General features: G+C 61.2%; 14 protein-coding genes. 7 read left to right on the top strand and 7 right to left on the bottom strand.

Features of this window, described 5'->3' with window-relative positions:
* Positions 1–272: 272 nt before the first annotated feature.
* Positions 273–1,217: a helix-turn-helix domain-containing protein gene (locus AC13CY_RS00870; protein ID WP_062359952.1), complete on the bottom strand. Its 945-nt coding sequence runs from the start codon at positions 1,215–1,217 to the stop codon at positions 273–275.
* A gap of 212 nt (positions 1,218–1,429) precedes the next feature.
* On the opposite strand from AC13CY_RS00870, the gene AC13CY_RS00865 reads away from it, so the two are divergent.
* The 6 genes from AC13CY_RS00865 to AC13CY_RS00840 all read left to right on the top strand — a co-directional run bounded on the left by AC13CY_RS00865 (position 1,430) and on the right by AC13CY_RS00840 (position 8,485).
* The gene (locus AC13CY_RS00865) at positions 1,430–2,836 is read left to right on the top strand and encodes an ethanolamine ammonia-lyase subunit EutB (protein ID WP_062373241.1); all 1,407 of its coding nucleotides are present in this window, start codon (positions 1,430–1,432) and stop codon (positions 2,834–2,836) included.
* Position 2,837: 1 nt separating this feature from the next.
* Positions 2,838–3,680: an ethanolamine ammonia-lyase subunit EutC gene (gene eutC / locus AC13CY_RS00860; protein ID WP_054640789.1), complete on the top strand. Its 843-nt coding sequence runs from the start codon at positions 2,838–2,840 to the stop codon at positions 3,678–3,680.
* Positions 3,681–3,835: 155 nt separating this feature from the next.
* The gene (gene eat / locus AC13CY_RS00855; protein WP_062359946.1) at positions 3,836–5,269 is read left to right on the top strand and encodes an ethanolamine permease; all 1,434 of its coding nucleotides are present in this window, start codon (positions 3,836–3,838) and stop codon (positions 5,267–5,269) included.
* A gap of 96 nt (positions 5,270–5,365) precedes the next feature.
* Positions 5,366–5,875 (top strand): CIA30 family protein, encoded by a 510-nt coding sequence (locus AC13CY_RS00850; protein ID WP_213262785.1) that lies wholly within the window; start codon positions 5,366–5,368, stop codon positions 5,873–5,875.
* A gap of 97 nt (positions 5,876–5,972) precedes the next feature.
* The gene (gene aceK / locus AC13CY_RS00845; protein ID WP_213262783.1) at positions 5,973–7,739 is read left to right on the top strand and encodes a bifunctional isocitrate dehydrogenase kinase/phosphatase; all 1,767 of its coding nucleotides are present in this window, start codon (positions 5,973–5,975) and stop codon (positions 7,737–7,739) included.
* 32 nt (positions 7,740–7,771) lie between these two features.
* A complete protein-coding gene (locus AC13CY_RS00840; RefSeq protein WP_483052185.1) occupies positions 7,772–8,485 on the top strand; it encodes an SIR2 family NAD-dependent protein deacylase in 714 nt (237 codons plus the stop codon).
* Between the two features lie 41 nt (positions 8,486–8,526).
* Here the strand turns inward: AC13CY_RS00840 and bioA are convergent, their stop codons facing one another.
* Genes bioA through bioB form a run of 6 tightly spaced genes read right to left on the bottom strand, consistent with a single transcriptional unit; the run spans position 8,527 to position 14,238 of the window.
* Complete coding sequence (bioA, locus tag AC13CY_RS00835) at positions 8,527–9,804, bottom strand: adenosylmethionine--8-amino-7-oxononanoate transaminase (RefSeq protein ID WP_228219054.1); 1,278 nt, start codon at positions 9,802–9,804, stop codon at positions 8,527–8,529.
* On the bottom strand, positions 9,801–10,520 hold the full coding sequence (gene bioD, locus AC13CY_RS00830; RefSeq protein WP_054644940.1) for a dethiobiotin synthase: 720 nt from the start codon (positions 10,518–10,520) through the stop codon (positions 9,801–9,803). The genes bioA and bioD overlap by 4 nt, the downstream gene beginning before the upstream one ends.
* Positions 10,517–11,302, bottom strand: coding sequence for a malonyl-ACP O-methyltransferase BioC (bioC, locus tag AC13CY_RS00825; protein WP_483052184.1), 786 nt, complete (start codon positions 11,300–11,302; stop codon positions 10,517–10,519). Before bioC ends, bioD begins: the two co-directional genes overlap by 4 nt.
* Complete coding sequence (locus AC13CY_RS00820; RefSeq protein ID WP_228168628.1) at positions 11,299–12,021, bottom strand: alpha/beta fold hydrolase; 723 nt, start codon at positions 12,019–12,021, stop codon at positions 11,299–11,301. Before AC13CY_RS00820 ends, bioC begins: the two co-directional genes overlap by 4 nt.
* A complete protein-coding gene (gene bioF, locus AC13CY_RS00815; protein WP_228219055.1) occupies positions 12,018–13,163 on the bottom strand; it encodes an 8-amino-7-oxononanoate synthase in 1,146 nt (381 codons plus the stop codon). The genes AC13CY_RS00820 and bioF overlap by 4 nt, the downstream gene beginning before the upstream one ends.
* A complete protein-coding gene (bioB, locus tag AC13CY_RS00810; RefSeq protein WP_483052183.1) occupies positions 13,150–14,238 on the bottom strand; it encodes a biotin synthase BioB in 1,089 nt (362 codons plus the stop codon). The genes bioF and bioB overlap by 14 nt, the downstream gene beginning before the upstream one ends.
* 168 nt (positions 14,239–14,406) lie before the next feature.
* On the opposite strand from bioB, the gene AC13CY_RS00805 reads away from it, so the two are divergent.
* Positions 14,407–14,712 (top strand): nucleotidyltransferase domain-containing protein, encoded by a 306-nt coding sequence (locus tag AC13CY_RS00805; RefSeq protein WP_289125598.1) that lies wholly within the window; start codon positions 14,407–14,409, stop codon positions 14,710–14,712.
* The last annotated feature ends 324 nt before the right edge of the window (positions 14,713–15,036 follow it).

Raw genomic sequence — 15,036 nt, 5'->3', positions numbered from 1 at the left:
GCACGAACCGTAGAGAAGCACCAAAGGTGCTGGCAACCCCGCCAGTCGCGTTGGGGGGAGCGGATACGTTAGGCAGTGATAGCTCAAAAGAGTCGGGATAGTCGTGTTGGTTACTCTTCGGTGGAGGAATCTTGTCGAAAACGCGTGGCCAAGCTTTCTATGAGTTCTAGCATCAAACGGGCTTATGGGGCTGCTGTCTCAGCAGCCCTTTTTTAAGAAGGTAAACAGTGTCGTCAATGCATCCATTCTCATATATAAGATAAACGGCGATGCTAGGCTGGCCCCTGTAGTGTTTGCGAAGGGCACTCACCAAACTGCTGCTTATAGTCGTGGGTGAATTGCCCTAAGTGCCAAAATCCCCAATACGTCGCAATCTCGGTCACTGTTTGTGGCGGTTCAGCTGCGCGCAGGGCGCGCCGCACTCGGTTAAGGCGCGTCAGCCTCAAAAACTGCAATGGGCTAATGCCTAAAATCGTCGTAAAGCTATATTGCAGCGTGCGTCGGCTCACATGGGTCAGTTCACACAGCGCGTTCATGGTGATGGGGGTGTCTACATGCGCGTCGACGTACTGCTTGACTCGGTCGACCACGGCTTTGCGATGCGCGTAGCTGGGAGGCAGCTCGCCACAGGGCTGTTGGGCATCTAATAGCTCCAGCAGGCCGGTTAAAAGAATATCCTGATGTAGCTTTTCAGCAATGGCTCCCTGCTGTTGGCCTAACAGCCGCTCCAAAAGAAACAGTAGGGCGCGCAGCGTGGCAGGGTTCACATGCCGGCGGGGCGCGGTCATCCACTGCTCATCCAGCGTGATGCCCTGGCGTTCGGCAGCGGCATGTAGTGCTGGCAGACGTATCACCAGCCCGTAAATATCGAAGGCTTCCGGGGTCACCAATTCAAAATCGCGCCCGCCGGGGCGGCACATCACTTGCTGCGCGTCGAGTGGCTGCCCATTGATACGCGAGCCCGCTGGTCGGGTTGGAATGCCCAGCCATAAGGAGTCCTCCCACACCCGGCAATCCTGACGCAGCGCTTGGCCGGTGTGCTCTTTGAACACCTGGATGGCAGGCAACGCAATTTCATCCAGCCGCCCATAAAACCGCCCAGGCGTGAGCTGATCATACTGCTGCTGCCAGCGGGTGAGGTTTTGCGCATGCTCATCGGCGTCAAACGCTTCTTGAATGCACTTTTTTGGTGCGCTTTGGGTAGGCGTCAAGGTCATTACCAGCTCCTGACAGCGTGAATCAACCGCGTCCACGCCTTGTTGTCGTTATTAACCAGCTGTTTCTTATTGGTTTTTATAGCCTTGGTGTGTTTTGCCAAAACTCGATACTCCCCGTTAAGTGATAGCGCTATTGTGAGAACAAGCAAGTTTTGTTCCTCAGCGCGCATACCGCGCCTTGAGTATCGAACAGGTAAGAGAAGGGAAGGCCCATGGCGCAGACCTATCACACCACGGTGGGGAGCCGCCGCTATCGCTTTAGCGGGCTCGCCGAACTGATGGCCAAAGCCACGCCGCCGCGCTCGGGCGACCGCCTTGCCGGGGTGATGGCAGAATCGGCAGAAGAGCGGGTCGTCGCCCAAATGGTGCTGGCGGAGCTGCCGCTTACCACCTTTTTGAACGAGGCGCTGATCCCCTACGAGCAGGACGAAATCACCCGTCTGATTATCGACGACCACGATGCAGAGGCGTTTGCGCCGCTGAAGCACCTGACCGTAGGCGATTTTCGCAACTGGCTGCTTTCGGACCACGCCACCAGAGAAGCGCTGGCCGCTGCCCGGCCCGGCATTACGCCGGAAATGGCCGCGGCGGTGAGTAAGCTGATGCGCAACCAGGACCTCATGCTGGTGGCGAAGAAATGCCACGTGACCACGGCATTTCGCAACACCATTGGGCTGCCGGGACGGCTTTCGACCCGCTTACAGCCCAATCACCCCACCGATGACGTCACCGGCATCGCGGCCAGTATTCTCGATGGTCTGCTGTATGGCAGCGGCGATGCGGTGATTGGTATCAACCCGGCTACCGATAACGTCGCCCAGAGCATCAAGCTGATGCGGCTGATGGACGACGTGATCCAGAAATACGAGATCCCTACGCAATCCTGCGTACTGACTCACGTGACCAATACGCTAGAAGCCATTGAACAGGGCGCACCGGTGGATCTGGTGTTTCAGTCCATTGGCGGCACCGAAGCCACCAACCGCAGCTTTGGGTTCGATTTGAGCACCCTGGCGGAAGCTGAAGCCGCCGCGCAAACGTTGAACCGAGGCACCGTGGGTCGCAACGTGATGTATTTCGAAACCGGCCAAGGCAGCTCGCTCTCCGCCGACGCCCACCACGGGCTGGATCAGCAAACCTGCGAAGCCCGGGCCTACGCCGTGGCACGCAAGTTCAATCCGCTGCTGGTCAACACGGTGGTCGGGTTTATCGGCCCCGAGTACCTCTACGACGGTAAAGAGATCACCCGCGCCGGCCTTGAGGATCACTTCTGCGGCAAGCTCTTAGGTGTGCCGATGGGGTGCGACGTGTGCTACACCAACCACGCCAACGCCGATCAAAACGATATGGACAACCTGCTGACGCTGCTGGGTGTGGCGGGCTGTAACTTCGTGATGGGCATCCCCGGCTCTGACGACATCATGCTCAACTATCAAACCACGTCGTTTCACGATGCGCTCTATGCCCGTCGGGTGCTGGGGCTAAAAGCCGCGCCAGAGTTCGAGCAGTGGCTGGCCAAGATGCAGATCTTCCAAGATGTGAGCACCCATCGTCTTAACGACCAGCTGCCCGCCGCCTTTGCCAACAGCCTGCGCCACTTGCCGAAGGGGAGCGACTAAGATGCCTAAGCAACCCACGCAGGAAACCACTGCGCCGATCGTCATTGAGAACCCCTGGGAGCGCCTGCGCGCCTTTACCGACGCGCGCATTGGTTTGGGGCGCGCGGGGGTGAGCCTGCCCACCAAACAGCTGCTCGCGTTTCAGCTCGCCCATGCCCAAGCCCAAGATGCGGTTCACTGCCCGCTGGAGTGTGAGGTGCTCGCCGATGAGCTGACCCAGGCGCTTGGCTTGAGCACCGCACCGCTTGCGGTACACAGCCGTGCAGAGGACCGTGCGATGTACCTGCAGCGGCCCGACTACGGCAGACGCCTTAACGAGGCATCCCGAGAGGCGCTGCAGCAGGCGGCAGAGAGCGGCCAACGGTTCGATCTGGCGGTGGTGATCGTCGATGGCCTCTCGGCGCTGGCGGTGCAGCAGAACAGCGCCCCGTTTCTTACCGCGCTGTATGACGCATTCGGGCGCGACAAGAACGAATGGCAGCTCGCACCGCTGACACTGGTGGAACAAGGGCGCGTGGCGATTGGCGACGAAGTAGGCGCGCTGCTCAACGCAGATGCGGTGCTCGTCATGGTTGGCGAGCGTCCTGGCCTTAGCTCCCCAGATAGTTTGGGGCTGTACATGACCTGGGCCCCCGAAGTGGGTTTAAAAGATGACCGGCGTAACTGTATCTCCAACTTGCGGCCAGCCGGGCTTGCGTATGAAGAGGCGGCCCGGCGCTTGTTGCTGCTGTTAACCGAGGCGCGGGAGCGCAAGCTCTCCGGCGTGAAGCTAAAAGACCGCAGCGAAGACAGCGTCTTGGAGGGCAGCAGCGGTTCAACTCGGAATTTCCTTGTGGCTGATTGACGATCACCACGCGCTAAACGCGGACGACACTTTCAATAACAACGCTAACGACATTTTCACTAAAACCGCTGACGACTCTCCCAATAACAAGACGGAACCAGGATCACAGCACGCCGCTGACACCCATTGCGTTCCACACTGAAAAGGGCAAAACGATGACACAACCAACGGTTGATCAGGCGTATCTGGCCAAGCGCCAGCTGCGTAAAGGTACGGCAGGCTGGATGCTGCTCGCGGGCCTTGGGGTTTCCTACGTGATTTCCGGTGACTTTGCGGGCTGGAACTTTGGCATTGCCGAAGCGGGCTGGGGCGGCTTTGCGATTGCCGCTTGTTTGATGGCGCTAATGTACCTAGCGCTAGTGCTGGCGCTGGCAGAAATGTCCGCCGCTATTCCCGCGGCAGGGGGCGGCTACAGCTTTGCCCGCCAAGCCATGGGGCCTGCGGGCGGCTATTTGACTGGGCTTGCGGTATTGATTGAGTACGCGCTTGCCCCGGCGGCCATCGTGATTTTTATTGGCTCGGCGGTGGAAGCATTATTAGGCGTTAACGGGCCGCTGGTGTATCTGCTGTTTTATGCGGTGTTTATTGGCATTCACCTGGCGGGTGTGGGGGAAGCGCTAAAAGTGATGATGGTGATTAGCGGTTTGGCGGTCTTTGCCATTTTGGCCACCGCCGTGGCGCTGATCGGCGATTTCGATTCGGCCAACCTGTTTGATATTGCACCCACCGATGCGGCGGGGGCGAGCACCTTCATGCCATTCGGCTGGTACGGTATTTGGGCGGCGCTGCCTTTTGGCATGTGGCTGTTCCTGGCGGTAGAGGGTGTGCCGCTGGCGGCCGAAGAGGCGAAAGATCCCGCCCGGGATATGCCCAAAGGCATCATTGGTGCGATGCTGTTCTTGCTCTTCACCGCCCTGCTCGTAGTCGTGCTGCTGGCCGGTGCGGCGGGCGCTGAGATGATTGGCCAAAGCGGCGTGCCGCTGGTAGATGCGCTGAATGCGGCGGGTAATCCCACGCTGGCGACCCTGGTCAACGTGCTGGGCTTAGCGGGTTTGATCGCGTCGTTCTTCTCGATTATTTATGGCTATAGCCGCCTGGTATTCGCGCTCTCTCGGGCGGGTTATTTACCCAAACCGCTATCGCTCACCAGCGAGCGCAAAGTGCCTTACTTAGCGCTGATTGTGCCCGGTATTTTGGGCTTTCTTGCATCGCTGAGCGGGGAAGGCGATCTGATGTTAGGCATGGCCGTTGTGGGGGCGACTATCTCTTATGCGCTGATGGCGCTTAGCCATATTCTGCTGCGCGTGAAACAGCCCGACCTGCCGCGCCCCTATAAAACGCCGGGAGGCGTGGTGACCTCAGGCATCGCGTTGGTGCTCTCGCTCGTCGCGTTGACCGGTGTCTACGCGTTTGACCCTCGCGCCTTCAACTACACCATCGTGCTGTTTATTGCTGGAGCGGCTTACTACTTCCTCTACAGCAAAAATCATTTAGTCGCGAAAACCGCAGAAGAGGAATTCGCTCTGGTCACCGCAGCACCTGAGGATATCGATCCTGTCGCACCGAAGGTCGCTTCCGCGAAATTGTAATCACCACGGCAGATCGCCTAGTCTGAACCACGGCAGTGCGCCTCTGGGCTTTCGCTCAGAGGCGTTGTTACTGGCAGGCAAGGAGGAGCTTGAAGGATGTTGAACTTTACCGAATCGAACATGGCCGAGGCAGAGCAGCGGCGCTGGTACGCCGTGGACGATGGCGTGATGGGCGGCGTGTCTCAAAGCGGCTTTCGCGTGGAAGCGGGCGCTGGCTGCTTTTGTGGCGAGGTCTCCCTAGAAAACGGCGGCGGTTTTGCCTCGATGCGCCGTGAACCCAACGGCTTTGAGCCGACCCTAGCACACAGCCAAGGAGTTACGCTTCGCGTGCGTGGCGATGGTCGCACCTATCAGCTACGGCTCAAAAGCAGCGCGCTGGACGAAGCAAGCGCCTACCGCGTCGCCTTCACGCCTACGGCTCATCAGTGGGAAACGCATCAATTCACCTGGGCACAGTTCGAGGCGGTGCGCCGGGGCACGCTGCTTTCCAGCGCGCCGCCTCTCGACCCGCACTCTATTCACCAGCTCGGTTTCTTGATTGCCGACCGCGCCGCCGGGCCGTTTCTCCTGGAGATAGCCTCCATTGCGCCTTATTCACAGGGCTGACACTTACAGGGTTGACAGTTACAGTACTAAGGTCGTCTCGTATGTAGTGTGCCGTTCACGGAATCTGGAAAGCCCTCTTTCGACGTGAGCCAGCGTGATGAAACACTCCCCCGCGTATCGCCTAGCGGCCACTGTGCTGCACGGTTTCGATGAGTACCGTGCGCGTTTCAAGCAGATCACCTCAGATGCCAGCCGCCGCTTTCGCGACGCCGCCTGGCGTGAAGCGCAGCAGGCCTCCGCCGCGCGGATCAACCTGTACGGTGAAAAAGTCGAGGAGACGCTCGGCCGATTGCAGCGCACCTTTGCCGCAGATGTACTGGCTCACTGTGAGACGTGGCGGGAAGCACGAGGGCACTACGCGCAGTTGATCAGCCAGCGGTTGGATTACGAGCTGGCGGAAACCTTCTTTAATTCGCTGTTCTGCTCGGTGTTTCAGCATCGCCATATCCGCAACGACTGGATGTTTGTGTACAGCTCCCGGGAGGATGCCGCGCACCGTTCGGGCATTGAGCTGTGCCGCAGGTATTACGTCAACGGCGACTGGGCGGGGGCGCTCGCTTGGGCGCTGAGTGAAGCCCCGTTCGAGTCCCCCTTTGCCGACGTCGAGCGCGACAGCCAGCTCGGCGCTGGATTGCTGGAAGCTCAGCTCCCTGTTGCGATTTGGCAGGCAGACGATGCCCAGGTGGAGCTACTCAACAGCGTGTTTTACCGCAACAAAGGGGCGTATCTGGTGGGGCGCATTCTAGGTGGCGGCGAGCAGGTCCCCTTGGTGCTGCCCGTTCTACATGGGGAAGGGTATGGCGAGCAGCAGGGCGGCGACCCCTGCCTGCATTTGGATACGGTCCTCACCGAAACCGATGAAGTGTCGATCATCTTCTCGTTCACTCGCGCCTATTTCCAGGTAGAGGTGCCGGTGCCGGGGGAGTTCGTCGGTTACCTAAAACAGCTTATGCCCCACAAGCCCGAGGGCGAGCTGTACGCCGCCATTGGCTTTTTCAAACACGGCAAAACCGAATTTTTCCGCGCGCTGAACCAGCAGGTGGCCAAGCGCGAAGAGCGCTTCATGATCGCGCCGGGGGTGCGGGGCATGGTGATGGCGGTATTCGTGCTGCCGAGCTTTCGCACCGTGTTCAAGATCATCAAGGATAAGTTCGACCCCGCCAAAGAGGTCACCCACGCCATCGTGCGGGAGAAGTACCGGCTGGTAAAACGCCACGATCGGGTAGGGCGCATGGCCGACACCCAGGAGTTCTCCAACTTTATCGTCCGCCAGGACCACTTCGAGCCGGAGTGTTTGGCCCATTTGCTGGAGGTTGCACCCTCCACGGTGTCGCTGAAAGAGGACAAGGTGATCATCAAGCACTGCTACACCGAGCGAATGATGACGCCGCTGAATATTTATCTGGAGCAGTGCAGCGCCGATGAGCGGGTAATGGTGCTAAAAGATTACGGCAACGCCATCAAACAGATGGCAGCAGCGAATATTTTTCCTGGCGATATGCTGCTGAAGAATTTTGGCGTCACGCGCCACGGGCGGGTGATTTTCTACGACTACGACGAGGTGAGCTATCTCACCGAGTGCCGCTTCCGCCATATTCCCAAATCCCAGGGGGTCGACAGTTACATGAATGGCGGGGCCAGCCTTTCCATTGGCCCCAACGATATCTTCCCCGAAGAGTTTGGTCCGTTTATGTTTGCCAACCCGGAACTGCGCGCACTATTTATGGAGCAGCATCCGGAGCTGTTCGACCCGGACTACTGGCTGGCGCTACAGCGGGCGATTCTGGAGGGGCGGGTGATCGACGTTTACCCGTATCGCAACAAGCAGCGATTCGCAGGCACCGTGGGGCAACTGGTACATTAGGCGTTTACTGGACGACGTAAGCCGAGGATAGCATGACTTCAGCCCCGCACTTGGTGGTATTTACCGGCTCGGGAATCAGCGCGGAGAGCGGCATTCAAACCTTCCGCGCCAGCGATGGCCTCTGGGAGGATCACCCGGTGGAAGAGGTCGCCACGCCGCAAGGGTGGCGGCAAGACCCAGAGCGGGTGCTGGCGTTCTATAACCAGCGCCGTGATCAGATCCGCCGCGCGAAGCCCAACGCCGCCCATAAAGCGCTGGCGGCGCTGGAGCAGGATGGCTTCCGAGTCAGCGTGGTGACGCAGAATATCGATGACCTGCACGAGCGTGCCGGTTCGCGCCACGTGCTGCACCTGCACGGCGAGATTCTCAAGGCACGCTCATCCGTCGATGCCCGGCTGCGCTACCCGCTGTCAAAGGGCGGAATTGCCCTGGGCGATGTGTGCGATAAGGGCAGCCAGCTGCGCCCGGACGTGGTGTGGTTCGGGGAAGCCGTGCCGCTGTTCGAAGAGGCCTGCGAGCTGGTGAGCCAAGCGGATTTCCTGCTTGTGGTGGGTACCTCGCTGGCGGTGATGCCCGCCGCATCGCTGCTGACCTACATCGACTACGACACCCCCTGTGCACTGATAGACCCCGACGCCGATGCGCTCAGCCCGCCTGGCGTGCTGGCGATCAACACCACGGCGGGGGAAGGCGTGCCAGCGCTGGTTCACCAGTGGCGCAAGCAGGGCAACTTGCTCTTGCCTTGAGTCAACGACGGGGCGGAGTGAGCGAACCGATGGATGGCAGGTTACCGGCGCGCTTCGAGAAACCACGCTTTCATGACTCCGGTAATCTGGGTGATCTCGGCGTCCGTCGCAATATAGGCGGGCATGGTGTAGAGCCAGCGGCCAATGGGGCGCAGCCACACGCCCCGTGCTCTGGCAAACGCGGCCACGCCCGCCAGCGCCTCGCTGCCATGGGTCTCGATCACCGCTGTCGCGCCCAGCACCCGGACATCTGCCACTGCCGGGTGCGCGCGCAGCGCCGCGTCCTCCAGCAGCTCGCGCCGTAGCGTTTGGCTGAGCGCGGCAATTTTCTCCAGGTAGTGCTCCTCTTCGAACACCCGCAGGCTCTCCAGCGCCACGCGGCAGGTCAGGGGGTTGCCCATAAAGGTGGGGCCGTGCATGAACGCGTGGTGCTCGCTGTTGCCAATAAATGCCCCGTGAACCCGGTCGGTAGCCAGCGTGGCCGCATGGCCCAAGTAGCCGCCGGTTAGCCCTTTGGAGAGCACCATGATGTCTGGCGTGACGCCTGCGTGGTCGGCGGCAAACAGCTTGCCGGTGCGGCCAAAGCCGGTGGCGACTTCGTCGAAAATCAGCAGCACGCCAAACTCATCGCACAGCGCGCGGGCGCCGCGCAGGTAGTGCGGCGAGGTCATGTTCAGCCCGCCCGCCGCTTGCAGCAGCGGCTCCATCAGTAGTGCGGCAATCTCATGGTGGTGGCGCGCTAGCACTTCCCGCAGCGCGGCGAGGTCATGCTCTACCTGGGCTGGCGTGGCATCGAAGGGTGCCGTGGGGGCCGGGGCGAAGTGGTGCTGAGGCAGCAGGCTGGCGAACAGGCTGTGCATGCCCTCTTCGGGATCGCACACCGCCATGCAGCCGGTGGTATCGCCGTGGTACGCCTTCATCAGCGAGAGCATTTTGCGCTTGCCGGGGTGGCCCGAGAGCACTTGGTACTGCAGCGCCATCTTCATGGCCACTTCCATGCCCACCGAGCCGCTATCGGAGTAGAACACATGATTCAGCCCCGGCGGGGTAATACGCACCAGCTCTTGCGCGAGCTGGTCGGCGGGGTCGTGAGTGAGGCCGCCCAGCATCACATGGCAAAGCTCCCCCGCCTGCTCGCGGATGGCGGCGACGAGGCGCGGATGGCCGTAGCCGTGAATCATGCACCACCAGGAGCAGGTGGCATCCAGCAGGCGCTCGCCGCTTTCCAGCGTAAAGTAGCTGCCGCTGCCGCCGACCACTTTGGGCGCAGGCGTTTGGGTTTTGAGATGGGCATAGGGGTGCCAAACGGGGGAGTTCATGGCGTCGCCTCCTGGGTGGCGAGGGGGAGCAGCGCATCAAGGGAGAGGTAGTACTGCGCGGTGGGCGCATCTGCCGTAGCTAAATGAGGAATGATGCCCAAGCAAGGGGCGGGCAGAGCGCGTTTCAGCAGCGCCACATTGGCTGCAAAGCGCGGGCTGTCGTCGGCAAAGGCTGAGTCCACTACGCTGCCTACCCAGCCCGCCAGCGTTAAGCCATCGGCGGCGATGGCCTCGGCGGTGAGCCGCGCATGGTTCAGGCAACCCAGCTTCAGCCCAACCACCAGAATCACCGGCAGCCCGAGCGCGCGGGGCAGGTCGGAAAAGTCCTCCGCTTCGTTCAGCGGCACCCGCCAGCCGCCTGCGCCTTCGATTAGCGTCAGGTCCCGTGGCGTGCTGGTTAACGTGTCGCTGAGCGCCTGAGTAACGCTTGCCACGTTAAGCACCGCACCTGCTTCCAGGGCGGCAAGATGCGGCGCAATGGCGGGGGCAAAGGCCCACGGATTGACCGTCGAGTAATCCACCGGCGGGAGGCTTTGTGCCTGTAGCGCCAGGGCGTCGCGGTTGCGCAAGCCGCTGAGCGTGGCCTCGCTGCCGGAGGCGATGGGCTTTAACCCTAGCGTGGTGAGCTGGCGCTGGCGGGCGGCGCACAGCAGCGCGCTGGTGGCCAGGGTTTTGCCCGCGTCGGTGTCGGTACCAGTGACGAAATAGGTGGTCATGGCGTTTGTTCCAGGTGCAGGGTGAAACAGTGGTAGCTAACCGGCAGCCCTTGAGGTTCACGTAGGGTTTCAAAACGCGCTTGGGCGGCAGCCAGTTCACGACGGGTAAGCTGCGCATTGGGCCGTGTTACTTGGGCGCCTACGCCTTTGATGGAGGCCATGACGGCGTTCATATCGGAATAGAAAAACCGCCGCTGCGCACAGGTATGCTGGGTGAGGCGCAGGCCGCTTTGCTGAATGGCCCGCTGTACGGTGCTGGCATCCAGCGTTTGCAGCAGCGCCTCGGGCCGCTGCCAAGCGGTGGCGACTTCGCTCAGCGTGCCGGGCAGTAGCGTGGTGATGCGCGCCTGTCCACCCGGGGCGAGCACCCGGGCGAGCTCCTGCATCACTGCGCCGATATCCGGACACCACTGAATCGCCAGGTTTGAGAACACGAGATCCACGCTGGCATCGCTGAGCGGTAGCGCGGCGGCGTCCCCCTGTTGCCAGCGTATGGCATCGCCATACTGCGCCTGGGCGTGGGCGAGCATACCGGGCGCTAGATCGAGCCCGGTGATGGCAGCATCGGGATAGTGTTCCGCTAGCCGCTGGGTCCAGTAGCCGGTGCCGCAGCCCAGGTCGAGCACGTGCTGGGCACTCTCCGGCAGCGTTTGCCAGAGCACCTCGCCAATGTCGCGCTGGGCGCTGGCGAGATCATCGTAGCGTGGTGCCGCCCGTGAAAAAGCCCGAGCGACACGCTCCTGCCAGCGGGGCAGTGGCAGCGAGGTGAGCGGTGAGTTCATCGCGGCTCCTGTAGCGCGCGCGTGGCCTGCTCGGCTAGCCGTGCCGCCAGTGGGGCGGGTTGGGAGAGCATGGGGCAGTGCCCTGCAGCTTCTAGCCGAAGCGCTTGCTGGCGCGTGCTGCTTGGTAGCAGCGGGTCGTGGGCGCCTGCCAAGCGGCGGATAGGGCAGGGAGGGTTGGCAAGCAGTGCCCGGTTATCCAGCGTCTCTAGCCACATGAGCCCTTGCGCGAGCGTGTCGGTATCGGCGTGGGGAGTCTCACCTAACTGTGCTCGTAGCTGGCGGTGGGCCTCGCGGGCGTTGGGTTCGCCTTGGGCCTGCCAGCGTAGAAAGTGCCGCCACGTGGCAACGGGGTCACGGTGGAAGGCGTGCTTAAAGCTGGCAAGCTCGTCGCTCCTCACACCGCCATCACTCTCCGCGTCACTACAAAAACGGCTGCCTGCGCCCAGTAGCAGCAGGGCGTTGGGCGGCGGCAAGTAGTCGAGCAGCGCTGTGGCCAGCAGCCCACCCAGCGACCAGCCTACCCAGACGGCATCGCTGGGTAGCTCGGGGGCCATACGCTTGGCGAGCGCGGCAATGCTCGTGGGGGTAGGTGGCGCTGGAGCATCGCCGTAGCCGGGCCACTCCACTGCGCTGGGCTCGACAGGGCTGGGCCAATGCTCCGAAAGCGTCTGCCATATACGGCGGTCGACGCCCCAGCCCGAGAGTAGGATGAGCTTCATCGCTGCTCCTCTTGCAGGCAGGCGGCGGCGACTCCCAAGAGCCGATCGATATCGCTTTGGGTGTGGCGGGCGCTCAGGGTGATGCGCAGCCGCGCCTCGCCGTTAGGCACCGTGGGTGGTCGAATCGCCCCTACCTGGATAGCGTGCTCATCGAACGTGGCCGCCCAGGCTAGGGTGCGCTGCTCGCTGCCCAGCAGCAGCGGCTGGATGGGCGTGTGGGAGTGGCCGAGTGGCAGCCCTAAGGCGGCCGCCTGCTGGCGGAAGTAGTCAATATGGCGAGTGAGCCGTTGGCGGTGCTCGGGCTCCCGCTGCACGATGGCGAGCGCTTCTAACGTGGCGGCAGCAATCGCGGGTGGCTGGGCGGTGGTATACACGTAGCTGCGGGAAAACTGAATCAGGTGTTCGATCAACGCGGCGTCACCCGCCACAAATGCGCCTGCGGTGCCTAGCGCCTTGCCCAGGGTGCCGACCAAGATCGGCACGGCATGGCTATCAAAACCTTCTACGCAGCCCGCGCCGTGTTCACCCAGTACACCGAGACCATGGGCATCGTCGATCATTAGCCAGGCGTCGTGCTGCTGGCTGAGGTGGGCGAGCTGATTGATGTCGGCGATATCGCCATCCATGCTGAACACGCCGTCGCTGACCACCAGCTGATGGGTGGCCGTGCTGCGCGCAAGCAAACGCTGTAAGTCGTTGACATCCCGGTGGTGGTAGCGCCGGGAGCGGGCGCCGCTCAGCGCGCCACCATCAAGCAGCGAGGCATGGTTAAATCGGTCCTGAAATATCGCGGTGTTTGAATCCGCGAGCGCCTGCAGTACGCCCAGGTTTGCCATATAGCCCGTGGAGAAAAGTAGCGCTCTTTCGCGTCCGGTCCACTCCGCCAGCGCTTCTTCCAAGGTATCGTGAATGCCCAGGTGCCCGCTGACCAAGTGCGACGCGCCGGCCCCTGCGCCAAAGCGCTTCGCGCCTTCTGCCTGGGCCGCCTGGACCCGTGGGTCTTGGGCAAGGCCCAGGTAGTCGTTGCCTGCAAAGTCGAGTGCCCCATGGGCAGAAACCCGGCGGTTGCGCCAGCGCTGCTGGCGCTCGCGCTCATCGCGGGCTGCCGCTAAGCGCTGGTGCCATACCTCAGACACTGGCATCCACCGCCAGCGCCGCAGCGCGCTCTGCCTGGGCGTTGCGCTGCGCTTGCTGGGCCAGCCGCTCGGCGCGCTGTGTATCGTCTTCGCAGGTGTCACGGCGCTCGGGATGCAGGCCCAGCTTGGCAAACAGCGCACGGTCGCGCTCTGCCTGGGGGTTGCCGGTGGTCAGCAGCTTGTCGCCGTAGAAGATGGAGTTAGCACCAGCCAGGAAGGCGAGCGCTTGGGTGGATTCGCTCATCTGCTCCCGGCCTGCGGAGAGGCGCACGTGGCTCTGGGGCATCATGATGCGCGCCACGGCAATGGCGCGGATGAACTCCAGTGGGTCTAAATCATCGACGTTCTCCAGTGGCGTTCCCGGCACTTTGACCAGCATGTTGATAGGCACGGACTCGGGATGTGGAGAGAGCTTGGCCAGCTGCTGCAGCAGCGCGCTGCGATCCTGTGCGCCTTCGCCCATGCCTAAAATACCGCCAGAGCACACTTTCATACCGGCGTCACGCACGGTGGCTAGGGTTTCTAAACGGTCGCTGTAGGTGCGGGTGGTGATGATTTCGCCGTAGTAATCGGGGGAGGTGTCGAGGTTGTGGTTGTAGTAGTCCAGCCCGGCCGCCGCCAGCCGGGTAGCCTGCTCGCCGTCAACCATACCCAGCGTCATGCAGGTCTCAAGCCCCAGCGCCTTTACCTGGCGCACCATCTCTTCCACCACCACTAAATCTTTATCCCGTGGGCTGCGCCACGCGGCCCCCATGCAGAAGCGGCTAGCGCCCGCCTCTTTGGCCGCCTTGGCCTGGGCCACTACCTTCTCGATTTCCAGCAGCTTCTCTTTTTCCAACTGGGTGTTGTAGTGACCCGATTGGGGGCAGTACTTGCAGTCTTCCGGGCAGGCCCCGGTCTTGATCGACAGCAGGGTAGACACCTGCACCGCGTTGGCATCGAAATGTGCCCGGTGGACCTGCTGGGCTTGAAACAGCAGGTCGTTAAAGGGCAGCGCAAACAGCGCGTTGATCTCGTCAAGCGTCCAGTCGTGGCGCGGCGCGGCATCCGCCGCGTGAGAAGCAGTCGAGGTAGTGGTCACGGGTAAACCTATATTCTTTTGAAAGTTGACAGGACTCTAGCGGGGCTGTGATGAAGGTGTCAACTTTTTGAAGATAGTTGGTTTACCATGAGTGGGATAAGAAAGGCTAAAATATGCTAGCCTTTTGAAAGCAATAAATGGCTAGTGTGTAGGCTAAGGAGGTCAACGATGCGCTTAAATGATGTTCAGCGTCAGGCCATCGTCAGCGCCGTGAAGTCGTGTTTTGGGCCGCAAGCGAGCGTAAAGCTTTTTGGCTCCCGCACGGATGATCAAGCCAAAGGTGGCGATATTGATCTTCTGATCACAACGGATATCCACGATGTCAATGACATAGTACGGGCTGAAATGCGCTGCCAAGTAAAGCTTCAGCAGCTACTCGGCGAGCAAAAAATCGATATGCTGATTGATTATCCCAGCCGCCAGAATTATCCGGCCATTTTTAGTATTGCTGAGCGGGCAGGACTTCCATTATGACTCAGGATATTGCACTACTACGTTTGCAAGAAGCATGGCGTGAGTGCCAACGGCATATGCATTTTATCAATCAGCGCGAAAAACCGCTTACTTTTAGTGAGCGGATGGATAACGCGGCATCCGCAGGATGCCCTTGCTGATGATTTGCACAGTGCTATACTACTCACGTCGACACGACCTACTGAGGGGCACTCGGAAAGTTACGTCTGTGGAGACGATGTGAGACCTGGGGGATATGAGTTGGTTCGCCACCGTAAAAATCCCCACTGTGGGACTTTTACGGCGATAACCAAGCCATTCCCTCGGGCAATCGTCTTGGAAGCA

The organism is Vreelandella sp. L-15 (assembly GCF_056857635.1).
Note: the sequence above shows the minus strand (reverse complement) of the source record. Positions and strands in the feature narration are given on the sequence as shown.